Source organism: Micromonospora sp. NPDC049047 (assembly GCF_040649135.1).
In the GTDB taxonomy this organism is placed as follows: Bacteria; Actinomycetota; Actinomycetes; order Mycobacteriales; family Micromonosporaceae; genus Micromonospora.
The window spans coordinates 28333-46639 of record NZ_JBEZEY010000017.1 but is presented as its reverse complement, the minus strand read 5'-3'; the positions used below and the strand labels follow the sequence as shown (position 1 = coordinate 46639).

14 protein-coding genes and 2 pseudogenes are annotated in these 18307 nt (G+C 71.0%); 9 read left to right on the top strand and 7 right to left on the bottom strand.

Translation table 11 applies throughout. The features are described from left to right. A pseudogene (locus AB0B86_RS23970) lies at positions 1 to 683 on the bottom strand (hypothetical protein); the annotation flags it as partial. Positions 684 to 1294: 611 nt separating this feature from the next. On the opposite strand from AB0B86_RS23970, the gene AB0B86_RS23965 reads away from it, so the two are divergent. Continuing rightward, positions 1295 to 3100, top strand: coding sequence for a glycoside hydrolase family 6 protein (locus AB0B86_RS23965; RefSeq protein WP_357407081.1), 1806 nt, complete (start codon positions 1295 to 1297; stop codon positions 3098 to 3100). A gap of 117 nt (positions 3101 to 3217) precedes the next feature. Here AB0B86_RS23965 and AB0B86_RS23960 read toward each other — a convergent pair whose 3' ends face one another. From AB0B86_RS23960 to AB0B86_RS23940, 5 genes and pseudogenes are all read right to left on the bottom strand, one after another. Next, the gene (locus AB0B86_RS23960; protein WP_357407079.1) at positions 3218 to 3604 is read right to left on the bottom strand and encodes a hypothetical protein; all 387 of its coding nucleotides are present in this window, start codon (positions 3602 to 3604) and stop codon (positions 3218 to 3220) included. 155 nt (positions 3605 to 3759) lie between these two features. Then, positions 3760 to 4068 carry a hypothetical protein gene (locus tag AB0B86_RS23955; protein WP_357407077.1) on the bottom strand — a complete coding sequence of 103 codons (309 nt, stop codon included), beginning with the start codon at positions 4066 to 4068 and terminating at the stop codon, positions 3760 to 3762. A gap of 15 nt (positions 4069 to 4083) precedes the next feature. Beyond that, positions 4084 to 5742, bottom strand: a complete 1659-nt coding sequence (locus tag AB0B86_RS23950; RefSeq protein WP_357407075.1) for a sodium:solute symporter family protein — start codon at positions 5740 to 5742, stop codon at positions 4084 to 4086. Between the two features lie 674 nt (positions 5743 to 6416). Then, positions 6417 to 6605 (bottom strand): annotated as a pseudogene (locus tag AB0B86_RS23945) (hypothetical protein); the annotation flags it as partial. 374 nt (positions 6606 to 6979) lie between these two features. Then, a complete protein-coding gene (locus AB0B86_RS23940) occupies positions 6980 to 7573 on the bottom strand; it encodes a hypothetical protein (RefSeq protein WP_357407073.1) in 594 nt (197 codons plus the stop codon). A 352-nt stretch (positions 7574 to 7925) separates the two neighbouring features. Here AB0B86_RS23940 and AB0B86_RS23935 point away from each other — a divergent pair, with 352 nt between their 5' ends. From AB0B86_RS23935 to AB0B86_RS23905, 7 genes are all read left to right on the top strand, one after another. Beyond that, positions 7926 to 10286: a nitrate- and nitrite sensing domain-containing protein gene (locus tag AB0B86_RS23935; protein WP_357407071.1), complete on the top strand. Its 2361-nt coding sequence runs from the start codon at positions 7926 to 7928 to the stop codon at positions 10284 to 10286. Next, positions 10286 to 10708 carry a roadblock/LC7 domain-containing protein gene (locus tag AB0B86_RS23930; RefSeq protein ID WP_357407069.1) on the top strand — a complete coding sequence of 141 codons (423 nt, stop codon included), beginning with the start codon at positions 10286 to 10288 and terminating at the stop codon, positions 10706 to 10708. Before AB0B86_RS23935 ends, AB0B86_RS23930 begins: the two co-directional genes overlap by 1 nt. Further along, the gene (locus AB0B86_RS23925; RefSeq protein ID WP_357407067.1) at positions 10698 to 11087 is read left to right on the top strand and encodes a DUF742 domain-containing protein; all 390 of its coding nucleotides are present in this window, start codon (positions 10698 to 10700) and stop codon (positions 11085 to 11087) included. The genes AB0B86_RS23930 and AB0B86_RS23925 overlap by 11 nt, the downstream gene beginning before the upstream one ends. Continuing rightward, entirely contained in the window at positions 11068 to 11670 is a 603-nt protein-coding gene (locus tag AB0B86_RS23920) for an ATP/GTP-binding protein (protein ID WP_357407064.1), read from the top strand. Before AB0B86_RS23925 ends, AB0B86_RS23920 begins: the two co-directional genes overlap by 20 nt. Positions 11671 to 11757: 87 nt before the next feature. Beyond that, the gene (locus tag AB0B86_RS23915; RefSeq protein WP_357407062.1) at positions 11758 to 12795 is read left to right on the top strand and encodes a lactonase family protein; all 1038 of its coding nucleotides are present in this window, start codon (positions 11758 to 11760) and stop codon (positions 12793 to 12795) included. A 157-nt stretch (positions 12796 to 12952) separates the two neighbouring features. Continuing rightward, positions 12953 to 14710, top strand: coding sequence for a substrate-binding domain-containing protein (locus tag AB0B86_RS23910; protein WP_357407060.1), 1758 nt, complete (start codon positions 12953 to 12955; stop codon positions 14708 to 14710). A gap of 224 nt (positions 14711 to 14934) precedes the next feature. After that, positions 14935 to 16401: a sugar transferase gene (locus AB0B86_RS23905; protein ID WP_357407115.1), complete on the top strand. Its 1467-nt coding sequence runs from the start codon at positions 14935 to 14937 to the stop codon at positions 16399 to 16401. Positions 16402 to 16410: 9 nt separating this feature from the next. Here AB0B86_RS23905 and AB0B86_RS23900 read toward each other — a convergent pair whose 3' ends face one another. After that, the gene (locus AB0B86_RS23900) at positions 16411 to 17541 is read right to left on the bottom strand and encodes a PP2C family protein-serine/threonine phosphatase (protein WP_357407058.1); all 1131 of its coding nucleotides are present in this window, start codon (positions 17539 to 17541) and stop codon (positions 16411 to 16413) included. A 58-nt stretch (positions 17542 to 17599) separates the two neighbouring features. Here AB0B86_RS23900 and AB0B86_RS23895 point away from each other — a divergent pair, with 58 nt between their 5' ends. Then, complete coding sequence (locus AB0B86_RS23895; protein ID WP_357407057.1) at positions 17600 to 18289, top strand: MarR family transcriptional regulator; 690 nt, start codon at positions 17600 to 17602, stop codon at positions 18287 to 18289. The last annotated feature ends 18 nt before the right edge of the window (positions 18290 to 18307 follow it).

The following is an 18307-nucleotide window of genomic DNA, read 5'->3' as shown; positions in this document are numbered from 1 at the left end:
CTCTTGTCGGAGCCGTGTTCGTCCTTCGACTCCCAGCTCTTGTCGGAGCCGTGCTCGTCCTTGGACTCCCAGTCCTTCTTGCCCTCGTCCTTGGAGCCCCAGTCCTTCTCGTCGCGGCTGTCGTCCGCGTCCTGGCCGTGCTCCTCGCCCTTCCAGTCCTTGCTGCCCTCGTCCTCGTAGGCGTCGGCGGCAGCGCCGCCGCCCTGGCCACCGGGCTGCGACTGGTCCTTGCCCTCGTCCTTGCCGTGCTCGTCCTTGCCGTTATCGTCCTTGCCCTTGTCGTCCTTGCCGTGTTCGTCCTTGCCCTCGTGGTCCTTGCCCTTGTCGTCCTTGCCGTGCTCGTCCTTGCCCTCGTCGTCCTTGCCGTTCTCGTGGTCGTAGGAGTCCTCCTCCTCGCTCCACTCGCGGTCCTCGCCCCGGTCCTTCTTGGCCGGGTCGAGCTTGACCTTGCCGGTGACCTTGGACCACACGAACGCGTGCTCCTGCCGATCCGGGCAGATCTCGAGGAGCTTGACCTCTTCGCCGGCCTTGACGACGTGCGGCTTGGCGTAAACCTTGCCGTCCTGGTGGTCCCCACCGTCGTCGTGGCCGTTGGCGTAGGCGATCCCCGGTGCGAACACCAGGAGCGACGCGCCGCCGAGCGCGGCGCCCGCAACGACCTTCCCGAGCATCTTCTTAGCCATGACCTGCGTCACTCCATCCCTGTTGTCCTGAGCCCGGCGACAACCGAGCTAAGACCGACGTTAGACCGTTTCATGACTTATGAAGTGAAAGATTCGCGTTTTGACCTTTGGTCAGGGTAAGAGGTGAAGGGGTGCTACGCGGCTTTCAATGCACGTCGCGTCGTGACAGGCGGTGCGAAGCCTTGCGGGCGGCCCACGGCGTTCCGCGCTCGTCGTGCCGCCCCGCCACGGCCATCCCATAGTGCCGGGGACGGCCGCTGACGTGCCGCTCGGGCGAGCTCGGGGGTATCGTCCGAAACGGATCCGCCGGCCGACCACAGCCCCAGGCATCGAGCCATTGCCATGGAAGCGCTCCCATGTAAGAATCGGCGCACGCGGTTCGGGGAGCCACACCGCGCAGGCAGGCAGTCGAGGGCACCCGGTTCACCGGGGCGACGTCCCGCCGTCGATCGACCCGCCACCGCGCTGGTCGTGCACCACCACCATCGCCCGTCCGGGTCGGGCGTCCCCGAAAAATCCCGTTGGCGCCGGCGGCCGTCCGTGCAGGACGCCCACCGGGCCGTCCCGCCGGGCCGTACCTGGGCCCGGTCTCGCCCAAGGAGATCAGTGGCATGAATGTGTGGAGAAGGCTGTCCGGCCAACGCCGGGCCCTCGCGCTCGCCGGCGCGGGTGCCCTGGTCGCCGGTGGGTTGGTAACGATCCCGGTCACGGCGGCGCAGGCCGCGACGCAGTGCGACATCGCGTACACGACGAATGACTGGCAGGGCGGCTTCACCGCCAACATCACCATCAAGAACCTCGGCGACCCGGTCAACGGCTGGACACTGGGTTGGACCTTCCCCAACTCCAGCCAGCGGGTGCAGCAGGGCTGGTCGGCCACGTTCGCCCAGTCCGGCAGCCAGGTCACCGCCCAGAGCATGTCCTACAACGGCACCCTCGCGACCGGTGCGTCGACGAGCATCGGCTTCAACGGCGCGTGGAGCGGCAGCAACCCGAAGCCGACCTCGTTCACCCTCAACGGCGTGGTCTGCAACGGCGGTGGCAACCCCACCACCCCGCCGCCGACCAGCGCACCGCCCACCACGCCGCCCCCCACCACGCCCCCGCCGACCACCCCGCCGCCCACCACGGGCCCGCCGCCGACCACCCCGCCGCCGGGAGTGAAGGTGGACAACCCGTACGCCGGAGTCCCGGGCTACGTGAACCCGGAGTGGAAGGCCAAGGCGGACGCGGAGCCGGGCGGAAGCCGGGTCTCGAACAACCCCACCGCCGTCTGGCTGGACCGGATCGCCGCGATCAACGGCACCCCGAACAGCAGCTCCAACGGTGCCTTCGGAGTGAAGGACCACCTGGACGAGGCGCTGCGCCAGGGTGCGGGCTACATCCAGTTCGTGATCTACAACCTGCCCGGCCGGGACTGCTCCGCGCTCGCCTCCAACGGTGAGCTGGGCCCGGACGAGCTGCCTCGGTACAAGTCCGAGTACATCGACCCGATCGCCGCGATCCAGGGCGACTCGAAGTACCGGAACATCCGGATCATCAACATCATCGAGATCGACTCGCTGCCGAACCTGGTCACCAACACCTCCGGACAGGCCGGCGGCACTGTCATGTGTGACACGGTCAAGGCCAACGGCGCGTACGTGAACGGTGTCGGCTACGCCCTGGCCAAGCTGGGCGCGATCGGCAACGTCTACAACTACATCGACGCCGGGCACCACGGCTGGCTCGGTTGGGACAGCAACTTCAACCCGTCCGCCGAGATCCTGAAGACCGCTGCGGTCGCCTCCGGCAGCACTGTCAACAACGTGCACGGCTTCATCACCAACACCGCTAACTACTCGGCGCTCACCGAGCCGTACTTCAAGGTCACCGACAACGTGAACGGCCAGACGGTGCGGCAGTCCAAGTGGGTCGACTGGAACTACTACGTCGACGAGCTGTCCTTCGCCCAGGCGTTCCGGACGAAGCTCGTGTCGTTGGGCTTCAACTCCAACATCGGCATGCTGATCGACACGTCCCGCAACGGCTGGGGCGGCGCCAACCGGCCCACCGGCCCGGGTGCGACAACGAGTGTCGACACGTACGTCAACGGTGGTCGGATCGACCGTCGGGCGCACGCCGGCAACTGGTGCAACCAGGCTGGCGCGGGTCTCGGCGAGCGGCCGCGGGCGAACCCGGCGACGGGCATCGACGCGTACGTCTGGGTGAAGCCGCCGGGCGAGTCGGACGGCTCCAGCTCGGAGATCCCGAACAACGAGGGCAAGGGCTTCGACCGGATGTGCGACCCGACGTACGGCGGTAACGCCCGCAACGGCAACAACCCGACCGGGGCGCTGGGAGGCGCGCCGATCTCGGGTGCATGGTTCTCCGCCCAGTTCCAGGAGCTCATGCGCAACGCGTACCCGGCGCTCTGACCGGATCGCGCCAGTAGCCACCCGCCGCCGGCAGTAGGTGAGGCACTGCCGGCGGCAGGTCCCCCCGGTCCCCGGTCCGACCGTCAAGGTCGGGCCGGGGACCCCCTCGTGCTCCGGTCAGGGCACGGTGCGCTCTATCGCCGACCGACCCTGCTCGGCCAGATCGCGGCGGGCCTTGTCCAGGTTCTCCGGGGTGAGGTCCTGCCCGCGGGCCATCACCAGATCCTCCGGCTCCCACTGTTGCTCAGCGCCGGTGCGGATGTTGTCGCCGCCGGCTCCGGTGCCGGTCCCGGTCGCCCCGGTGCCGGCCGCGTACGGGTCGCCGATCAACTCGTCGGTGTCCGGGGCGAGGTCGTCCGGCCGGCCACCAGGCTCGGCGAACCCCGGGGTGTCCCGGTCCGGGCCGCCGCCGGTCCGAAACTGCACGACTGTGGTGTCGTCATCCACCGCCGCGGCCACCTCCGGGCTGTCCTCCAACGGCGGTTGCCGATCGCGATCGGTCATGGTGGTGCCTCCTGTGTCCGACACGTTGCCTGCTTCCCGGCGTACCCCCTCGTGCCGGGCTTATGCCGCAGCGGCGGGGCTCAGGCCGATGGGCCGGCCCGTGTCGGAGGGGCAGGCTCAGGCCGACGGGCCGGAGTGCCGCCCCGCGACGGCCGTCAGGTGCCGGGTTGCTTCTCGTTGGGGGTCGGCGGCTCCGCCGGGCGTCGCCACTGCCACAGCAGCATGAGCAGGCCGAAGAGGAGCATCACCAACCCGGCCCACAGGTTGATCCGGACTCCCTGGGCCTTGTCGACCTCGGCGGAACTGTCGAAGACGCCGATCAACGTCACGATCACCCCGTACGCCACGAAGAGGCCACCGATCACCCGACGGATGTCGAACAACCGGGCGGCGGCGGAGCGGCGCTGCTCCGCCTGCGTCTCGTCGATCAACGGGTCCTGTGCCGGCTGGCCGTCGTTGCTCATCTGCCGACTCCTTTCCTAGAAGACCGGGATGTAGAAGAGGGCGGCCAACGCGACAGCGATCACGCCGAGCAGCACCGGGGAGCGGTACCAGACCGCGTCGCCGGCCAGCACGTCCCCCTTCAGGTCGACGCCACCAAGGCCGTAGACCAGCCCGCGCAACTCCTCGTCGCGCTTGGGCGCGGTGAGCGGGGTGATGATCGCGGCGACCACCACCGCCGTGACGAAGGCGAGACCGGCACCCCAGAAGCTCTCCTCCAGGTCGGAGTTGAAGTCGATGACGCCACCCTTGTAGAGCAGGTAGAGACTGAGCGACACCAGGGTTCCCAGCAGCAGCGACCAGAAGCCGGCGAGCGCGGTCATCCGCTTCCAGAACATGCCGATGATGAAGGTGGCGAACAGTGGCGCGTTGAAGACGGAGAAGAGCGCCTGGATGTAGTTCATGATGTTGCTGAACCCGGCCGCGATGAACGCCGTGCCGATACCGACCACCACGGCGGCGACCGTCGCCCACCGCCCGACCCGCACGTAGTGGTCGTCCGGCCGGTCGCGGCGGATGTACGCCTGCCAGATGTCGTAGGTGAAGACGGTGTTGAAGCCGCTCACGTTCGCCGCCATGCCGGCCATGAACGAGGCCAACAGGCCGGTGACCGCGACGCCCAGCACGCCGTTGGGGAGCAGGTCGCGCATCAGCAGCGGGATGGCGTTGTTGTACTGCAGGTCGCCGCTCTCTGCCCCCAGGCCCTTCACCGTCACCAGGGCCACCAGGCCGGGGATCACCGTGACCAGGGGGATGAGCAGCTTCGGGTACGCGGCGATGATCGGCGTACGCCGGGCGGCGCTCATGTTCTTCGCGGACAGCGCCCGCTGCACCTCGGCGAAGTTCGTCGTCCAGTAGCCGAAGGACAACACGAAGCCGAGGCCGAAGACGATGCCGATCCACTGCGCGCCCAGCGGGTTGTCGGTGCTGCCGGTGTCCTGCCAGGCGTGCAGGCCCGCCTCGCCGAGCTTGGAGTCGCGTACCGCGTCCATCAGGCCGTTCACCCCGCCGACCTTGACCAGGCCGATCACGGTGACCGGGATGAGACCGGCCAGGATGACGAAGAACTGGAGCACCTCGTTGTAGATCGCGCCGGTCAGACCACCGATGGTGATGTACGCAAGGACGATCGCCGCGCCGACCACGATCGCGGTCCAGAGCGGCCAGCCGAGCAGCGCCTGCATCACCAGGGCCAGCGCGTAGAGGTTCACGCCGGCGATGAGCACCTGGGCGACGGCGAAGCTGAGCGCGTTGAGCAGGTGGGTGGGGCGGTTGAACCGCAGCCGCAGGTACTCCGGCACGCTGCGGACCTTCGAGCCGTAGTAGAAGGGCATCATCACGATGCCGAGGAAGACCATCGCCGGCACGGCGCCGATCCAGTAGTAGTGGACGGTCATGACGCCGTACTGGGCACCGTTCGCGGCCATCCCGATGATCTCCAACGCGCCCAGGTTCGCCGAGACGAAGGCGAGCCCGGTCACCCAGGCCGGCAGGGACCGGCCGGAGAGGAAGAAGTCGACGCTGGTCCGGATCGCCCGGCGTGCGGCGACGCCGACCCCGAGGACGGTGACGAAGTACAGCGCCAGAATCAGGTAGTCCAGGCCGTTCATGTCGAGCCGAAGACCGTCGCCGTCCATCCCGCCACCCCTCAACCCGACGTCCGCGCCAGTTGGTACGCGCGCGCCCTATTACCCCGTCCGAAACGTTTCACGCCTCGAAGCAGGTGGAGTCCGGTTCGGGCGATTCGGCGTGGGGTCGCGCGCCTGTCGCTCACCCGCCGCCGCGGCGGCACCTGCCGCACAGCGCGAGGGGCACCCCAGCCAGCCGGCCGGGGCGCCCCTCGGTGCGTCGTTCAGCGACCCAGTACGCGGTCCAGGAAGTCCCGGTAGTTGCGCACCGCCATCCGCAGTTGCTCGGTGTCGGCCGAGCCGGCGTCCTGCCATCCGCCGAGCGTGGTCTTCTGCGCGGCCAGCGCCGAGGAGAGTGCCTGGATGGCCTCCTCCACCAGCGACTGCGCCTCGCCGGCCGCAGCCTGCGGATCATCGACGAAACGCAGCTGCACGTCCCGCCAGCGGTCGCGGAAGCCCTGTGCGGTGTCGGTGTCCAGGAGTGTCGCCGGCTCCGCCGCGACTGTCGACCCGGCGGGCCGGGATGTCCCGGCGGCCCCCAACGACGTGCCGTCGCCCTCGGTGTCGACCGGCTCGCCGTCGGCGTCCGGGTCGACCATCTCGGGTGTCGCGCTGCCGTAACCGGCCGCGCCGGCGGTCACCGCGTCCGGGTCGGTCCCCGGGGCGGCGTCCCGGCGGTGCAACTCGGCAGTGGGGTCGGCCCGCAGGCCCTCCCGCTCGCCGTCCTCGGCGCCGTCGCCCGGCTGGGCCGTCCGTTCGGCCCGGGCGTCCGGCTGATCCTGCGGGTTGGGGCTGGCCAGTGCCGAGGCGGCCACCGCGTCGGCCACCGTGGTGGCGCCGAACGCCGTGGGCAGCGGCCCCGGCTCGTGGAAGCCGCCCTCGTCGGCGGAGCGGTCGTCCCGCCGGTGGCGCGGGTCGGAGTCGTCGGCGCGCTCGTCGTCGACCGGGTCGTACGCGGCATCCCGCTCCGCGTCGTCGAACCGGTCGGCGTCGCCGATCCGTGTGGTGTGGTCGGCCCGGTCGGTGTCGTCGACCGGCTCGGTGGCGTCGAACCGCTCGTCCGAGTCGGCCCGCTCGTCGGCGGCGGTCTGGTTGTCGAAGGTGCCCCGGTCTTCCAGGGCATCCTCGGGGACGTCCGAGCGGCCGGCCCGGTCGCCGGTGGGCGGTACCGGGACGGGCGCGGACCGGACGGCCTCCGGGTGGTCGTTGCTCACCTGCTGCTCTTCCTGGCGCATCGGTGACCTCCTCAGCGGCTCGTGGAGTCGTGGTCCGGGTGGTGGCGCTGTTCGGGCGCGCGGTGGCCGACCGGCTCCTCGCCGAGCAGATCGGCGAAGAGCGCCCGGTAGTGCACGACCGCCTGCCGCAGCTCCTCGGTGCTGGCCTCGCCCCGGGAGTTGCGCAGGTGGATGTCGTGCGCGTCGCGGTAGTTGGTGAGTGTGCGAGCGTGCTCGACGGAGAGATGGGCGATCTGGTCGGAGAAGTCGCCGGTCGGGTAGCCCTGCTCCTCAATGAGCCGGGTGACCAGAGCGTCGGCGTCGCCAACCGTTTCGCCGGGCGAGTCGATGAAGCGCACCTGGAGTTCCTCCCAGGCGGCGCTGTAGCGGGCCCGGGACTCCGGGCTGAGCGGGGTGAGCGTGAGCTCGGCGTGCCGGCGTTCCCGGTCGCGCAGTTCGCGCTCGGCGGCGGATCGGCTGTCCTGCTCCTCCACCACCCGGTCGTACTCCGGCCCGAACCGGTCGCGCAGCGCGCGACGGCGGCCGAGCGACCGGACGGCCACGGCCAGCACCGCGACGATCACGAGCACGACGAGCACGATGACGATTACCTGCGTGGGCGACATGGCTCCTCCTTCGTCACCTGGTATTCCCTCCGCGCACTGATCGCCAATCCCGATCCGAGGTACTTTCTGGCCGGCTTGTGTGCGGGAGCGGGAGAAGGAGCTGCCGAGGGCCGCAGCCCGCCGAGCGGCGCAGACCTGACCGAGTCCAGAAAGCGGACCTTCCGCCGCCCGGTGCGGGGCATCTCGGAGCGTCGATGTCGGTGCGACGGGCGGTAGTGCAACGGCCCCCGATTACGTATCCTGCCCAAGGCGCCCGCGCCGGTGCCCGGCGTCACGCCGGGCGCACCGCCGGCCGACGCGTTGCCCGGCGGTGCCGGCACCCCTCCTGCCACCCCTGTACGGGCGAGGTCTGATGAGAACCCGCGACTGGCCGATCCGTTCGAAGCTGACCGCGTTGGTCGTCGCGCCGGTGACCGCGCTCCTGGCGCTGTGGATCTTCGCGACCACGCTCACCTTCGGTCCCGCCCTGGACCTGCTCTCCGCCCGCACCCTGCTCTACGACCTGGGTCGCCCCGGCGAGATCGTGGTCACCGAGCTGCAACGGGAACGCCGGCTCTCGGTGGTGCAGCTCGCGGGCACCGCCCAGCTCCCGGTCCTGGCCGAGCAGCGGGAGCGCACCGACCGGGCCATCGCCGAGCTGCGTCGCCGGGTCGACGGGGAAGCCCTGCGCGACGCCGCCGACGACCCGCTGGAGGCGCGGATCGACGACCTGCTCACCGCCCTGGCGGCGCTGCCGGCCGGGCGGCAGTTCATCGACGACCGCAAGGTGGACCGCAGCGGCGCGATCGGCCTGTACAGCGGCATGGTCACCGCGGCCTTCCAGACGTTCTCCGCGATGGCGACCCTCAACGACCCGGACCTCAACCGGCAGGCCCTGGCGCTCACCGCGTTGGGCCGGTCCCGGGAACTGCTCGGCCAGAGCGACGCCCTGCTGGCCGGCGCGTTGTTCGCCGGACGGTTCGCCGAGGGGGAGCACGCCCAACTCGTGCAGGCCATCGGCAACCAACGGTGGCTCACCGACAACGCCGTGGCCGACCTGCCCGAGTCCGGCCGGGTCGCGTACCAACGGTTGACCGAGAGCGAGGCGTTCACCCGGCTGCGCACGATGCAGGACGCGCTGGTCGCGGCCAACCGGTCCGGCCGACCGCCGGTCGACGCGGCGGCCTGGCAGGCCAGCTACGACGCGGTGCAGCAGCAGCTGCGCGATTTCGAGCTGGCCGAGGCCGACGGTCTCACCGACCGCTCCGTGCCGATGGCGGTACGCATCCTGGTGCGGCTCGCCGCCGCCGGTGTGCTCGGGCTTGTCGCAGTGGTCGTCTCGGTGCTGGTGGCGTTGCGCCTCGGCCGCACGCTGGTCCAGCGTCTCAGTGGCGTCCGCACCGCCGCGCTCGAGTTGGCCGAGCACCGTCTCCCGGACGTGGTGACCCGACTGCGTCGCGGCGAGCAGGTGGACGTCGCCCGGGAGGCACCGCCACTCGAGTACGGCCACGACGAGATCGGCGAGGTCGGCCGCGCCTTCACCGAGGTGCAGCGCACCGCCGTCCAGGCCGCCGTGGACGAGGTCACCCTGCGGCGTGGGCTCAACGAGGTCTTCCTGAACATCGCCCGGCGCAGCCAGAGCCTGGTGCACCGTCAGCTGCACCTGCTGGACCGGATGGAGCGCCGCGCCGAGGACCCGGACGAGCTGGCCGAGCTGTTCCAGGTCGACCACCTGGCGACCCGGCTCCGCCGGCACGCCGAGGACCTGGTCATCCTTGCCGGCTCCGCGCCCGGCCGCGGTTGGCGAAACCCGGTAGCGATCGTCGACCTGATCCGCGGCGCGATCTCCGAGGTCGAGGCGTACGACCGGGTGGACATCACCGCCGCGCAGCCCGCCGGGGTGCTGGGCCGGGCGGTCGGCGACGTCATCCACCTGCTCGCCGAGCTGATCGAGAACGCCACCGCCTTCTCCCCGCCGGACACCCGGGTCACCGTCTCCGGGGACCAGGTCGCGAACGGGTACGCCGTGGAGATCACCGACCAGGGGTTGGGCATGTCCGCCGCGGCCCTGGAGACGGCGAACACCCGGCTGGCCAGCTCGCCCGAGTTCGACCCGGCGCAGAGCGCCCGGCTCGGCCTGTTCGTGGTGGCCCGGCTGGCGGCCCGGCACGGCGTACGGGTGCGGTTGCGCCAGTCCGAGCAGGGCGGGGTGATCGCTGTGGTGCTGATCCCCGCCGAACTGGTCACCGCCGAGCCGCCGGCCGGCCCTGACCCCGCCACGCTGCCCGCCGCGTCGGCCGACCCGGCCCGGCGGCTGGCCCGGACGGCTCGTCGGGGCGCCGTGCCCCGCACCCGCCCACCCACGGCACCGCGCGCCGTCGTCGCACCGTCCGCCCCACCCACCGGCGCACCGAACTCGGGGCCGGCGGCGGGCGGCGGGCCGGGCGACGCGGGGTCGGCAGCGGACGACGAACTCGACGGTCTGCCCCGCCGGGTGCGACGTCGTACCCCCGCCGCCCAACCGCGGTCCGCCGTCACCGACACGCCGGCGCCCCGGTCTCCCGAGGAGGTGCGCCGGGTGATGGCGGCCTTGCAGGCCGGCACGGCGCGCGGCCGCGCCACCGGCACCACCCCGACCGCTGCGGCGACGCCGGCAGTGCCAACCGATCCAACCGATCCGGCCGCCCCGGTGTCGCCCCCCGAACCCCCGACCGCGACTGAGAGGGACGCCTAGTGCGGCATTCGACGAAGCAGAGCACCGGCCTGGACTGGTTGCTCGACGAGCTGGTGCAACGGGTGCCGGCCGCCCGGGAGGCGGTGGTGCTCTCCGCCGACGGTCTGCTGCTCGGCTGCTCGGCCGAGTTGGAGCGCTCGGACGCGGAGCACCTGTGTGCGCTCGCCGCGGGCTTTTCCAGCCTGGCGCGGGGCGCCAGCCGGCACGTGGACGGCGGTCCGGTCCGGCAGACGGTGGTGGAGATGGAGTCGGCGTACCTCTTCGTCACCACCGCCGGGCAGGGCGCCTGCCTGGCCGTGGTGAGCGACGCCGACGCGGACATCGGGTTGGTCGCGTACGAGATGGCGATGCTCGTCATCAGGGTGGGGGAGAGCCTCGCCGCGCCGGCCCGATCGTCGGCCGGAGCCGGTGATGCGGGCTGAGCCGCCGGGGCCGCAACACGAGTGGCTGGACGGCGAGGCCGGTCCGGTGGTGCGCCCGTACACCCTCACCAAAGGCCGGGTACGCTCCGCCGTCGACGGTTTCGACCTTGTCGCATTCGTGCTTGCGACATCGGACGGCGACGTGGCGGGCCATCCGCACCTGCTCCCGGAGCACCGACGGCTGATCGCGTTGGCCCTCCGGCCGGTGTCGGTGGCCGAGTTGGCAGCCGAGCTGGACCTCGCGGTCGGGGTGGTCCGGGTACTCCTCGGTGATCTCCTGGCCGAGGGCCTGGTCGCGGTGCACGAGCCGCCGGCCGCCGGAATTCTTCCCGACGACGACATCCTCAAGGCGGTGGTCAGTGGACTCCGTGCGTTGTGACCATACGGGCACCAGCACCACCATCCCGCTGGCGCTGAAGATCCTCATCGCGGGGGGCTTCGGGGCCGGCAAGACGACACTTGTCAGTGCCCTCAGCGAGGTGCGCCCGTTGCAGACCGAGGAGGTGTTGACCGGCGCCGGGGTCGGCACCGACGACGTCTCCGGGGTGGAGGGCAAGTCGACCACCACTGTGGCGATGGACTTCGGCCGGATCACCATCAACGACGACCTGCAGGTCTACCTGTTCGGCACCCCCGGCCAGGACCGGTTCTGGTTCCTGTGGGACGAGTTGGCGTTCGGCGCGCTCGGCGCTGTGGTGCTCGCCGACACCCGTCGGCTGGCCGACTGTTTCCCGTCCATCGACTACTTCGAGCAACGCGGCATCCCGTTCGTCGTCGGTGTGAACTGCTTCGACGACTCGCGGCGGTTCAATCTGGAGACCGTACGCCGGGCACTCGACCTCGACCCGGACGTGCCGATGGTGCTCTGCGACGCCCGCGACAGGCAGTCCGGAAAGCTGGTGTTGATCTCCTTGGTCGAGCATGTCGCCCGGCAACGCGGGGAGCCGGTGCCGACGGCCTGAGATCCGGGCGGCAAAGCCGGTTAACCGGCCGGCGATGCGGGCAGCCTCTGATTGGATCAGCGGAGGATGCCGGCGGAGGAGTGGGACGTGAGTGCTCAGGGTGGGGTCGTCCACATCGGGGGTTACACCGCGCAGAGCGGTGGGCGGGGCAGCGGCATCGTCGCCGCGCGTCGCGACCCGACGACCGGGGCGCTGACCCCGCTCGGCACGGTGGCTGTCACACCGTCCCCCTCCTTCCTGGCGCGGCACCCCACCCACCCGGTGCTGTACGCGGTGAACGAGTTGACGGCCGGTGAGATCAGCGCCTGGCGGGTCGGGCCGGACGGTGGGCTGGATCCGCTGGGCAGCCGGTCGACGGGTGGCGCCGAGCCGTGCCACCTGGCGGTGCTGCCCGACGGCGACCAGTTGGTGGTGGCCAACTACGGCAGCGGCAGCGTGGCGGTCTTCCCGCTCGACCCGCAGGGGGTGCCCGGCGAGCGCACCGACCTGGTGGTGCACGAGGGGCACGGCCCCGACCCGGACCGGCAGGACCACGCGCACGCCCACATGGTCTCCCCGGGGCCGGGCCGGGGGCCGCTGCTCGCTGTGGATCTCGGCACCGACTCGGTCTACCGGTACGACCTGGACCGGGCGAGCGGTCGACTGGTGCCGCGTGCGCCACGCATCCGTACGACGCCCGGTGCCGGGCCCCGGCACCTGGCCCGGCACCCGGACGGACTGCGGTGTTACCTCGTCGGCGAGCTGGACGCCTCCGTCACCGCCTACGAGCTGACCGACGACGGCGCGCTGCACCAGCGAGGTCGGGTCGAGGCGAGCGCGCGGCCCGGTCACGTCCAGCCCTCGGAGGTGGCGGTCAGCCCGGACGGCCGGTTCCTCTACGTCGCCAACCGGGGGGTGGGCACCCTGTCGGCTTTCACCCTGGCCGGCGAGTTGCCCGAGTTGGTGACCGAAGTGGAGACCGGTGGTGAGTGGCCCCGGCACTTCGCGCTGATCGGGGAGCACATCTACGTCGCCGACGAACGGGCCGACATGGTGCGGGTCTTCCGGCGCGACATCGACACCGGCGTTCCGGAGGCGATCGGGGAACCGGTGCCGGTGCCGAGCCCGACGTGTGTGCTGCCGTGAGGGCCGTCACGGGGACGTGAGACGGACGCTGATTCGGCAACCCCTCGGGGCCGGCACGTCACGCTCCGTTGCCAAATGCTGGTGATCTGTTTCTCCTGCGTAACTTTAGGCCGAACGGATGTGGCAGAGACGGCACCTTGTACGCAAGATGGTCACCGTGTCAGCAGGCCGCCATCGCATGCGTTCGAAACTCCACCTCGCAGCCGCCGCCGCGACGGCGACGGTGCTCGTCGTCACGACCGGCCTGTGGTTCGGCTATCGGGAGCTGGTCCAGTCCAGCTGCTCGGGGGAGATCCGACTCGCGGTGGCGGTCGCCTCCGAGCTGGCCCCCGCTGTGGACGCTGCTGCGTCCCAGTGGGTCAAGGACGGCGCCGCGGTGGGTCCGACCTGCATCAAGGTCGATGTCTCCGCGTCCGACCCGGTCGACGTGGCGGCCGTGGTGGCGGCCAAGCATGGCGCGGTCCTGGCCGGTGTGGGGCAGGCCAGCGGCACCGCCGTCAGCCCGGACGTCTGGGTGCCGGACTCCTCGACCTGGCTGCTGCGGTTGAAGAAGGACGCGACAGCGTTCGCGCCGACCAACGGCGCGTCGATCGCGCGCAGCCCCATCGTCGTCGCGATGCCCGAGCCGATCGCCCTGCGGCTGGGTTGGCCGGACAAGAAGTTCAACTGGACCGACCTGCTCAAGCAGGTGAACAACACGAGCGCGCCGCTGCGCACCGGGATCGTCGAGCCGACCCGTGACGCCGCCGGCCTGTCCGGCCTGCTCTCGTTGACCGCCGCCGCCAACGGCGCAGGCGGCGACGCCCAACGCAACACCGTCGGCGCGCTTCGCGCACTGGCCACCGGCCGCTCCTCGCTGCGCAACGACCTGCTGGCCCGCTTCCCGACCGCCAACGACGCGACGTCGATCGCCAGCGGTCTCGGCGCGGCGGCGCTGTCCGAAGAAGACGTGATCGCCTACAACAGCAAGAAGCCACCGGTGCCGCTGGCCGCGCTCTACATGGAGCCGGCCCCGATGCCGCTCGACTACCCCTACGCGGTGCTGCCCGGCATCGAGCCGACCAAGGCGTCGGCGGCCCGGGTGCTGTTCGAGTTGCTCACCAGCCCCTCCTTCCGGAACCGGCTCGCGGCGCAGTCGTTGCGCGCACCGGACGGCAACTGGGGTGACGGCTTCAAGGCTCCGCAGGGCGCCCCGAGTCCGTCCGGTGGTGCGCCGACCGCAGCGGCGAACGGCGGCACCGCCGCTGGTGGGCTGGACCCGGCAGCGATCCAGCGGGTCGTCTCCAGTTGGTCGATCGCCACCCAGTCCGGCCGGATGCTCGCCGTCATCGACGTCTCCGGCTCGATGAAGGACCCGGTGCCCTCCGCCAACAACCGGAGCCGGGAGGAAGTCACCGTCGACGCGGCCCGTCGTGGCCTCGGCCTCTTCGACGACTCCTGGTCGATCGGCCTGTGGACCTTCTCCACCAAGCTGGTCGGCAACCGGGACTATCGGGAGTTGGTCGGCATCGGCCCGCTCTCCGGCCAGCGGGCCCAGCTGGAGGCGGCGCTCGGTGGCATCAAGCCCTCCGACGGCGACACCGGCCTCTACGACACGATGTTGGCCGCGTACCAGGCGGTGCAGGAAAACTGGCAGCCCGGCCGGGTCAACTCGATAGTGCTGTTCACCGACGGTAAGAACGACGACGACAACGGCCTCACCCAGCAGCAGCTGCTCGCCAAGCTCAAGCAGATCGCTGATCCGGAGCGGCCGGTCCAGGTCATCATGATCGGCATTGGTGAGGGCGTCAGCAAGGCCGAGCTTGAGTCGATCACCAAGGTGGCCGGTGGCGATGTCTTCGTCACCAAGGACCCGAGCGAGATCGGCAGCATCTTCCTCAGCGCCATCGCGCGACGTCCGCCGGCACCGCGCTGAGCTGACGTACGGCCCTCAGCGGCCTGCCTACCGGGATCCGGTAGGCGGGCCGCTTTTTGGCTTCCAGGTTGAAGAAAAGTGACGGCAATACGTCCGAAGCAATCGGCGGTCATAGTTATGGAGGCAGGATGTCGACTGTTCCGGCATAGTCGGTGCGCCTCCGGTCCGACCCGTTGGCCGGGGCCATCCTGAGCAGAGTGGGAGGGCCGGTGACCGCGGCGACACTGTTGACCCCCGCCACGACGGCGGAGCCGAACGACAACCGCGCCGGGCTGGTGGCGCGTGCCGACGAGCGGTCCTACATCCGGGTCATGGTGGTCCTGGACACCACCGTGCTCATCATCGCGCTGCTCATCGGCTACGTCACCCGCTTCGGTGACGGCGAACCGGCCGGCTCCGAGATCCCGTACGTGCTGGTGGCCCCCGGGTTGGTGCTGGCCTGGCTGACCTCGCTCAAGGCGCTCGGCTGCTACGACGACCGGGTGATCGGCTACGGGGCGGACGAGTACCGGCGGGTCAGTTCCGCGAGCCTGCGCCTGGCCGGCGCGATAGCCATCATCGGCTACATCACCGACCTCGGCGTCTCGCGGGGCTTCCTGGGCATCTCCTTCGCGGTGGGCACCGTCGGGCTGGAGGTGGCCCGGTTCGCCGCCCGCAAGCGCCTGCACCGGGCCCGCTCGATGGGTGCCGGCTGGTCCCGCCGGGTGCTGGTGGTCGGCGACACCGCCCACGTGTTGGAGTTGGTGCACACGCTGCGCCGCGAGCCGTACGCCGGGTACCAGGTGGTCGGCGCGTGCATCCCGGACGCGCTGCTGGCACCGGTGGCGCAGCGCCTGGGCGACGTACCGGTGGTGGGGTCGTTCCGGGGCATCCCGGAGGCCGCCACCGCCATCGGCGCGGACACCGTCGCGGTGACCGCCTCCGGCGAGCTGACCGCGACCCGGCTGCGTCGCCTCGGCTGGCAGTTGGAGGGCACCGGCGTCGACCTGGTCGTGGCGCCCGCGCTCACCGACGTCGCCGGCCCGCGAATCCACACCCGTCCGGTGGCCGGCCTGCCGCTGATCCACGTCGAGGCACCGGAGTTCCGTGGTGCGCGCAAGTTGGTGAAGGGTCTCGTCGACCGGTCGGCCTCGTCGCTGGCGCTGGCGCTGCTGATGCCGCTGATCGCGGTCATCGCCCTGGCCATCAAACTGGACAGCCGCGGCCCGGTGCTCTTCCGGCAGGTCCGCGTCGGCCGGGGTGGGCAGGAGTTCGGCGTGTTCAAGTTCCGCACCATGGTGGTGAACGCCGACTCGCTGCTCGCCGAGCTGACCGCGCGCAACGAGACCGACGGCCTGATGTTCAAGATGCGCCACGACCCTCGGGTCACCCGCGTCGGCCGGCTGTTGCGCAAGTGGTCGCTTGACGAGCTGCCGCAACTGGTGAACGTGCTGTTGGGCCAGATGAGCATGGTCGGACCGCGACCGCCGCTGCCCTCGGAGGTGGCCCGCTACGACGGCGACGTGGCGCGGCGGCTGCTGGTCAAGCCGGGCATGACCGGACTGTGGCAGGTGAGTGGCCGCTCCGACCTCAGCTGGGAGGACGGCATCCGGCTCGACCTCTACTACGTGGAGAACTGGTCCCTCGCCGCCGACCTCACCATCCTCTGGAAGACCTTCGGTGCGGTCCTGAACGGTCGCGGAGCGTACTGACGCCGGCGGTCACGACTGCGGGCCGGTCCAGTCCAGGCAGACGACCACCGCGTCGTCGACCAGGTCACCGGCCACGAAGGCGCGTAGGTCACCGATCAGGGACCGGACGGCGTCAAGGGGCTCCATCGGCCCGGTCCGCCGCAGGAACCGGTCAAGTGCCGTCTCGCCGTAGCGCATGTGCTGGCCGGTGGCCTCCACCACGCCGTCGCTGACGACGAAGACCCGGTCGCCGCGCTCCATCGGGAACTTCTGCTCGTGGTAGTCGGTCTCCTCGAACATGCCGAGGGGGAACTGCGCTTCCAGGGGCTGCTCGGTGACCTCCCCGTTGCGGAGCAGGACCAGCCGGGGTGAGCCGGCATCGACAACTGTCATCATCCCGGACCGCAGGTCAAGCTCCATCAGCAACGCCGACAGGTGCTGCTCGCCCCGGTACAGGTCGTAGATGGCCTGGTCGGCGAGGGCGGCCTGGTCGGCCAGGCGCAGCCCGGCCCGACGCGCGTTGCGGAGCGCGTGGGTGGCCAACGAGGTGAGCAGGGAGGCGGCGACCCCCTCGCCGGTGCCGTTGATCGTGGACAACCAGAGTCGTTCCCCGTCGTCGGACCAGTCGAAGCTGTCGCCGCGGACCGCGTAGGCCGGCTCCAACTGCCCGGCCAGGCTGAACGAGGGGCGGATCCGGCTGCGGCCGGGGAGCAGGTCCCACTGCATCTCGGCGGCCAGGGTGAGGCGCTGGGTGCGCCGCGCCGTCCGGTAGACGTCGGTGCCGGCGGAGACCGCCGCCACCTCGTGGGCGAGCGCGGTGGCGATGTCGGCCAGCTCCGCGATGACCTCCCGGTCGTCCGGGACGGGCGCCAGGCACAGCACCCCGCGACGCTCGCCACGCATGGTCACCGGAAACCAGGCGGTGCCGTCGGCCAGGATCGGCGACTGGTGGTCGAAGGCACGCCAGGCGGGATGCCCAGGGCTCGTGATCGAGTCACCCTCGGTGAGTGGCAGTAGCTCCGAGAGCCGGTAGTCGACCTGGTAGAGCTCGACGTCGGTGATTGCGTACGACCGGGCGAGCACCTCGCCGATACCACCGACGAGACGGTCCGCCGATGTCTCGTTCAGGGCGCGTCGTGCCTGATTGACCGGTTCACTCATCGTCGCTCCCTCGGTGAAAGCTCAACCACCAGTGGTTTCGGAGTACTCTCGGGCCACCATGGCTGAACTGCACAGTTCGACGGACCCCGAGACGAGTATGGCTGCCGCGCTCGATGAGACTGCCGCTGCCCTGCTCGGCATCTGGGAATCCGCCCGGGAGGGGACGGCCGGCCGAGTCTCCGGCGCCCAACTACGGGCGGTGATGGTGGTCGAGCAGCACGACGGGATCAACCTGCGGCGGTTGGCCACCCGGCTCGACATGCTGCTCAGCTCCGCCAGCCGGCTCTGCGACCGGCTGGTCGCCGCCGGCATGCTTGAGCGTGAGCCGGGGCGCTTCGACCGGCGGGAGATCTCGCTGCACCTCACGCCGGAGGCCCGCCGGCTCCTCACCGAGCTGCGGGCCGACCGGCAGGCGCGGCTCGCCGTCGTGCTGGCCGGGATGAGCCCCGCGGGCCGCCACGCGCTGCTTGACGGCATGCGGGAGTTCGACGAGGTCGCCCGCCAGCAGCGGGCGCAGCGCACCCCGAAGTCGCGGGACTGGCCGGACGACCCGGACCGGCCCGGTGGGCGCTCGGACGACTGGTCGGACGACCCGGACCGGCCCGGTGGGCGCTCGGACGACTGGTCGATCGATCCGGACCGGCAGACCCGCCAGGCCTGGGCGGACCAGTCCGGTGCGCCGGAACTGTCGATCGGCGGCAACCGGGACCGCCCGGCCGACGGACCGCCGGTGGCGCGGACCGCCTGACCACCTCGCCGAGGCGAC

Coding starts and splice junctions, on each gene's coding strand:
- AB0B86_RS23895 (WP_357407057.1), top strand. CDS start 17,600: ATGGCTGAACTGCACAGTTCGACGGACCCCGAGACGAGTATGGCTGCC.
- AB0B86_RS23900 (WP_357407058.1), bottom strand. CDS start 17,541: ATGAGTGAACCGGTCAATCAGGCACGACGCGCCCTGAACGAGACATCG.
- AB0B86_RS23955 (WP_357407077.1), bottom strand. CDS start 4,068: ATGAGCAACGACGGCCAGCCGGCACAGGACCCGTTGATCGACGAGACG.
- AB0B86_RS23935 (WP_357407071.1), top strand. CDS start 7,926: ATGAGAACCCGCGACTGGCCGATCCGTTCGAAGCTGACCGCGTTGGTC.
- AB0B86_RS23925 (WP_357407067.1), top strand. CDS start 10,698: ATGCGGGCTGAGCCGCCGGGGCCGCAACACGAGTGGCTGGACGGCGAG.
- AB0B86_RS23965 (WP_357407081.1), top strand. CDS start 1,295: ATGAATGTGTGGAGAAGGCTGTCCGGCCAACGCCGGGCCCTCGCGCTC.
- AB0B86_RS23940 (WP_357407073.1), bottom strand. CDS start 7,573: ATGTCGCCCACGCAGGTAATCGTCATCGTGCTCGTCGTGCTCGTGATC.
- AB0B86_RS23960 (WP_357407079.1), bottom strand. CDS start 3,604: ATGACCGATCGCGATCGGCAACCGCCGTTGGAGGACAGCCCGGAGGTG.
- AB0B86_RS23950 (WP_357407075.1), bottom strand. CDS start 5,742: ATGGACGGCGACGGTCTTCGGCTCGACATGAACGGCCTGGACTACCTG.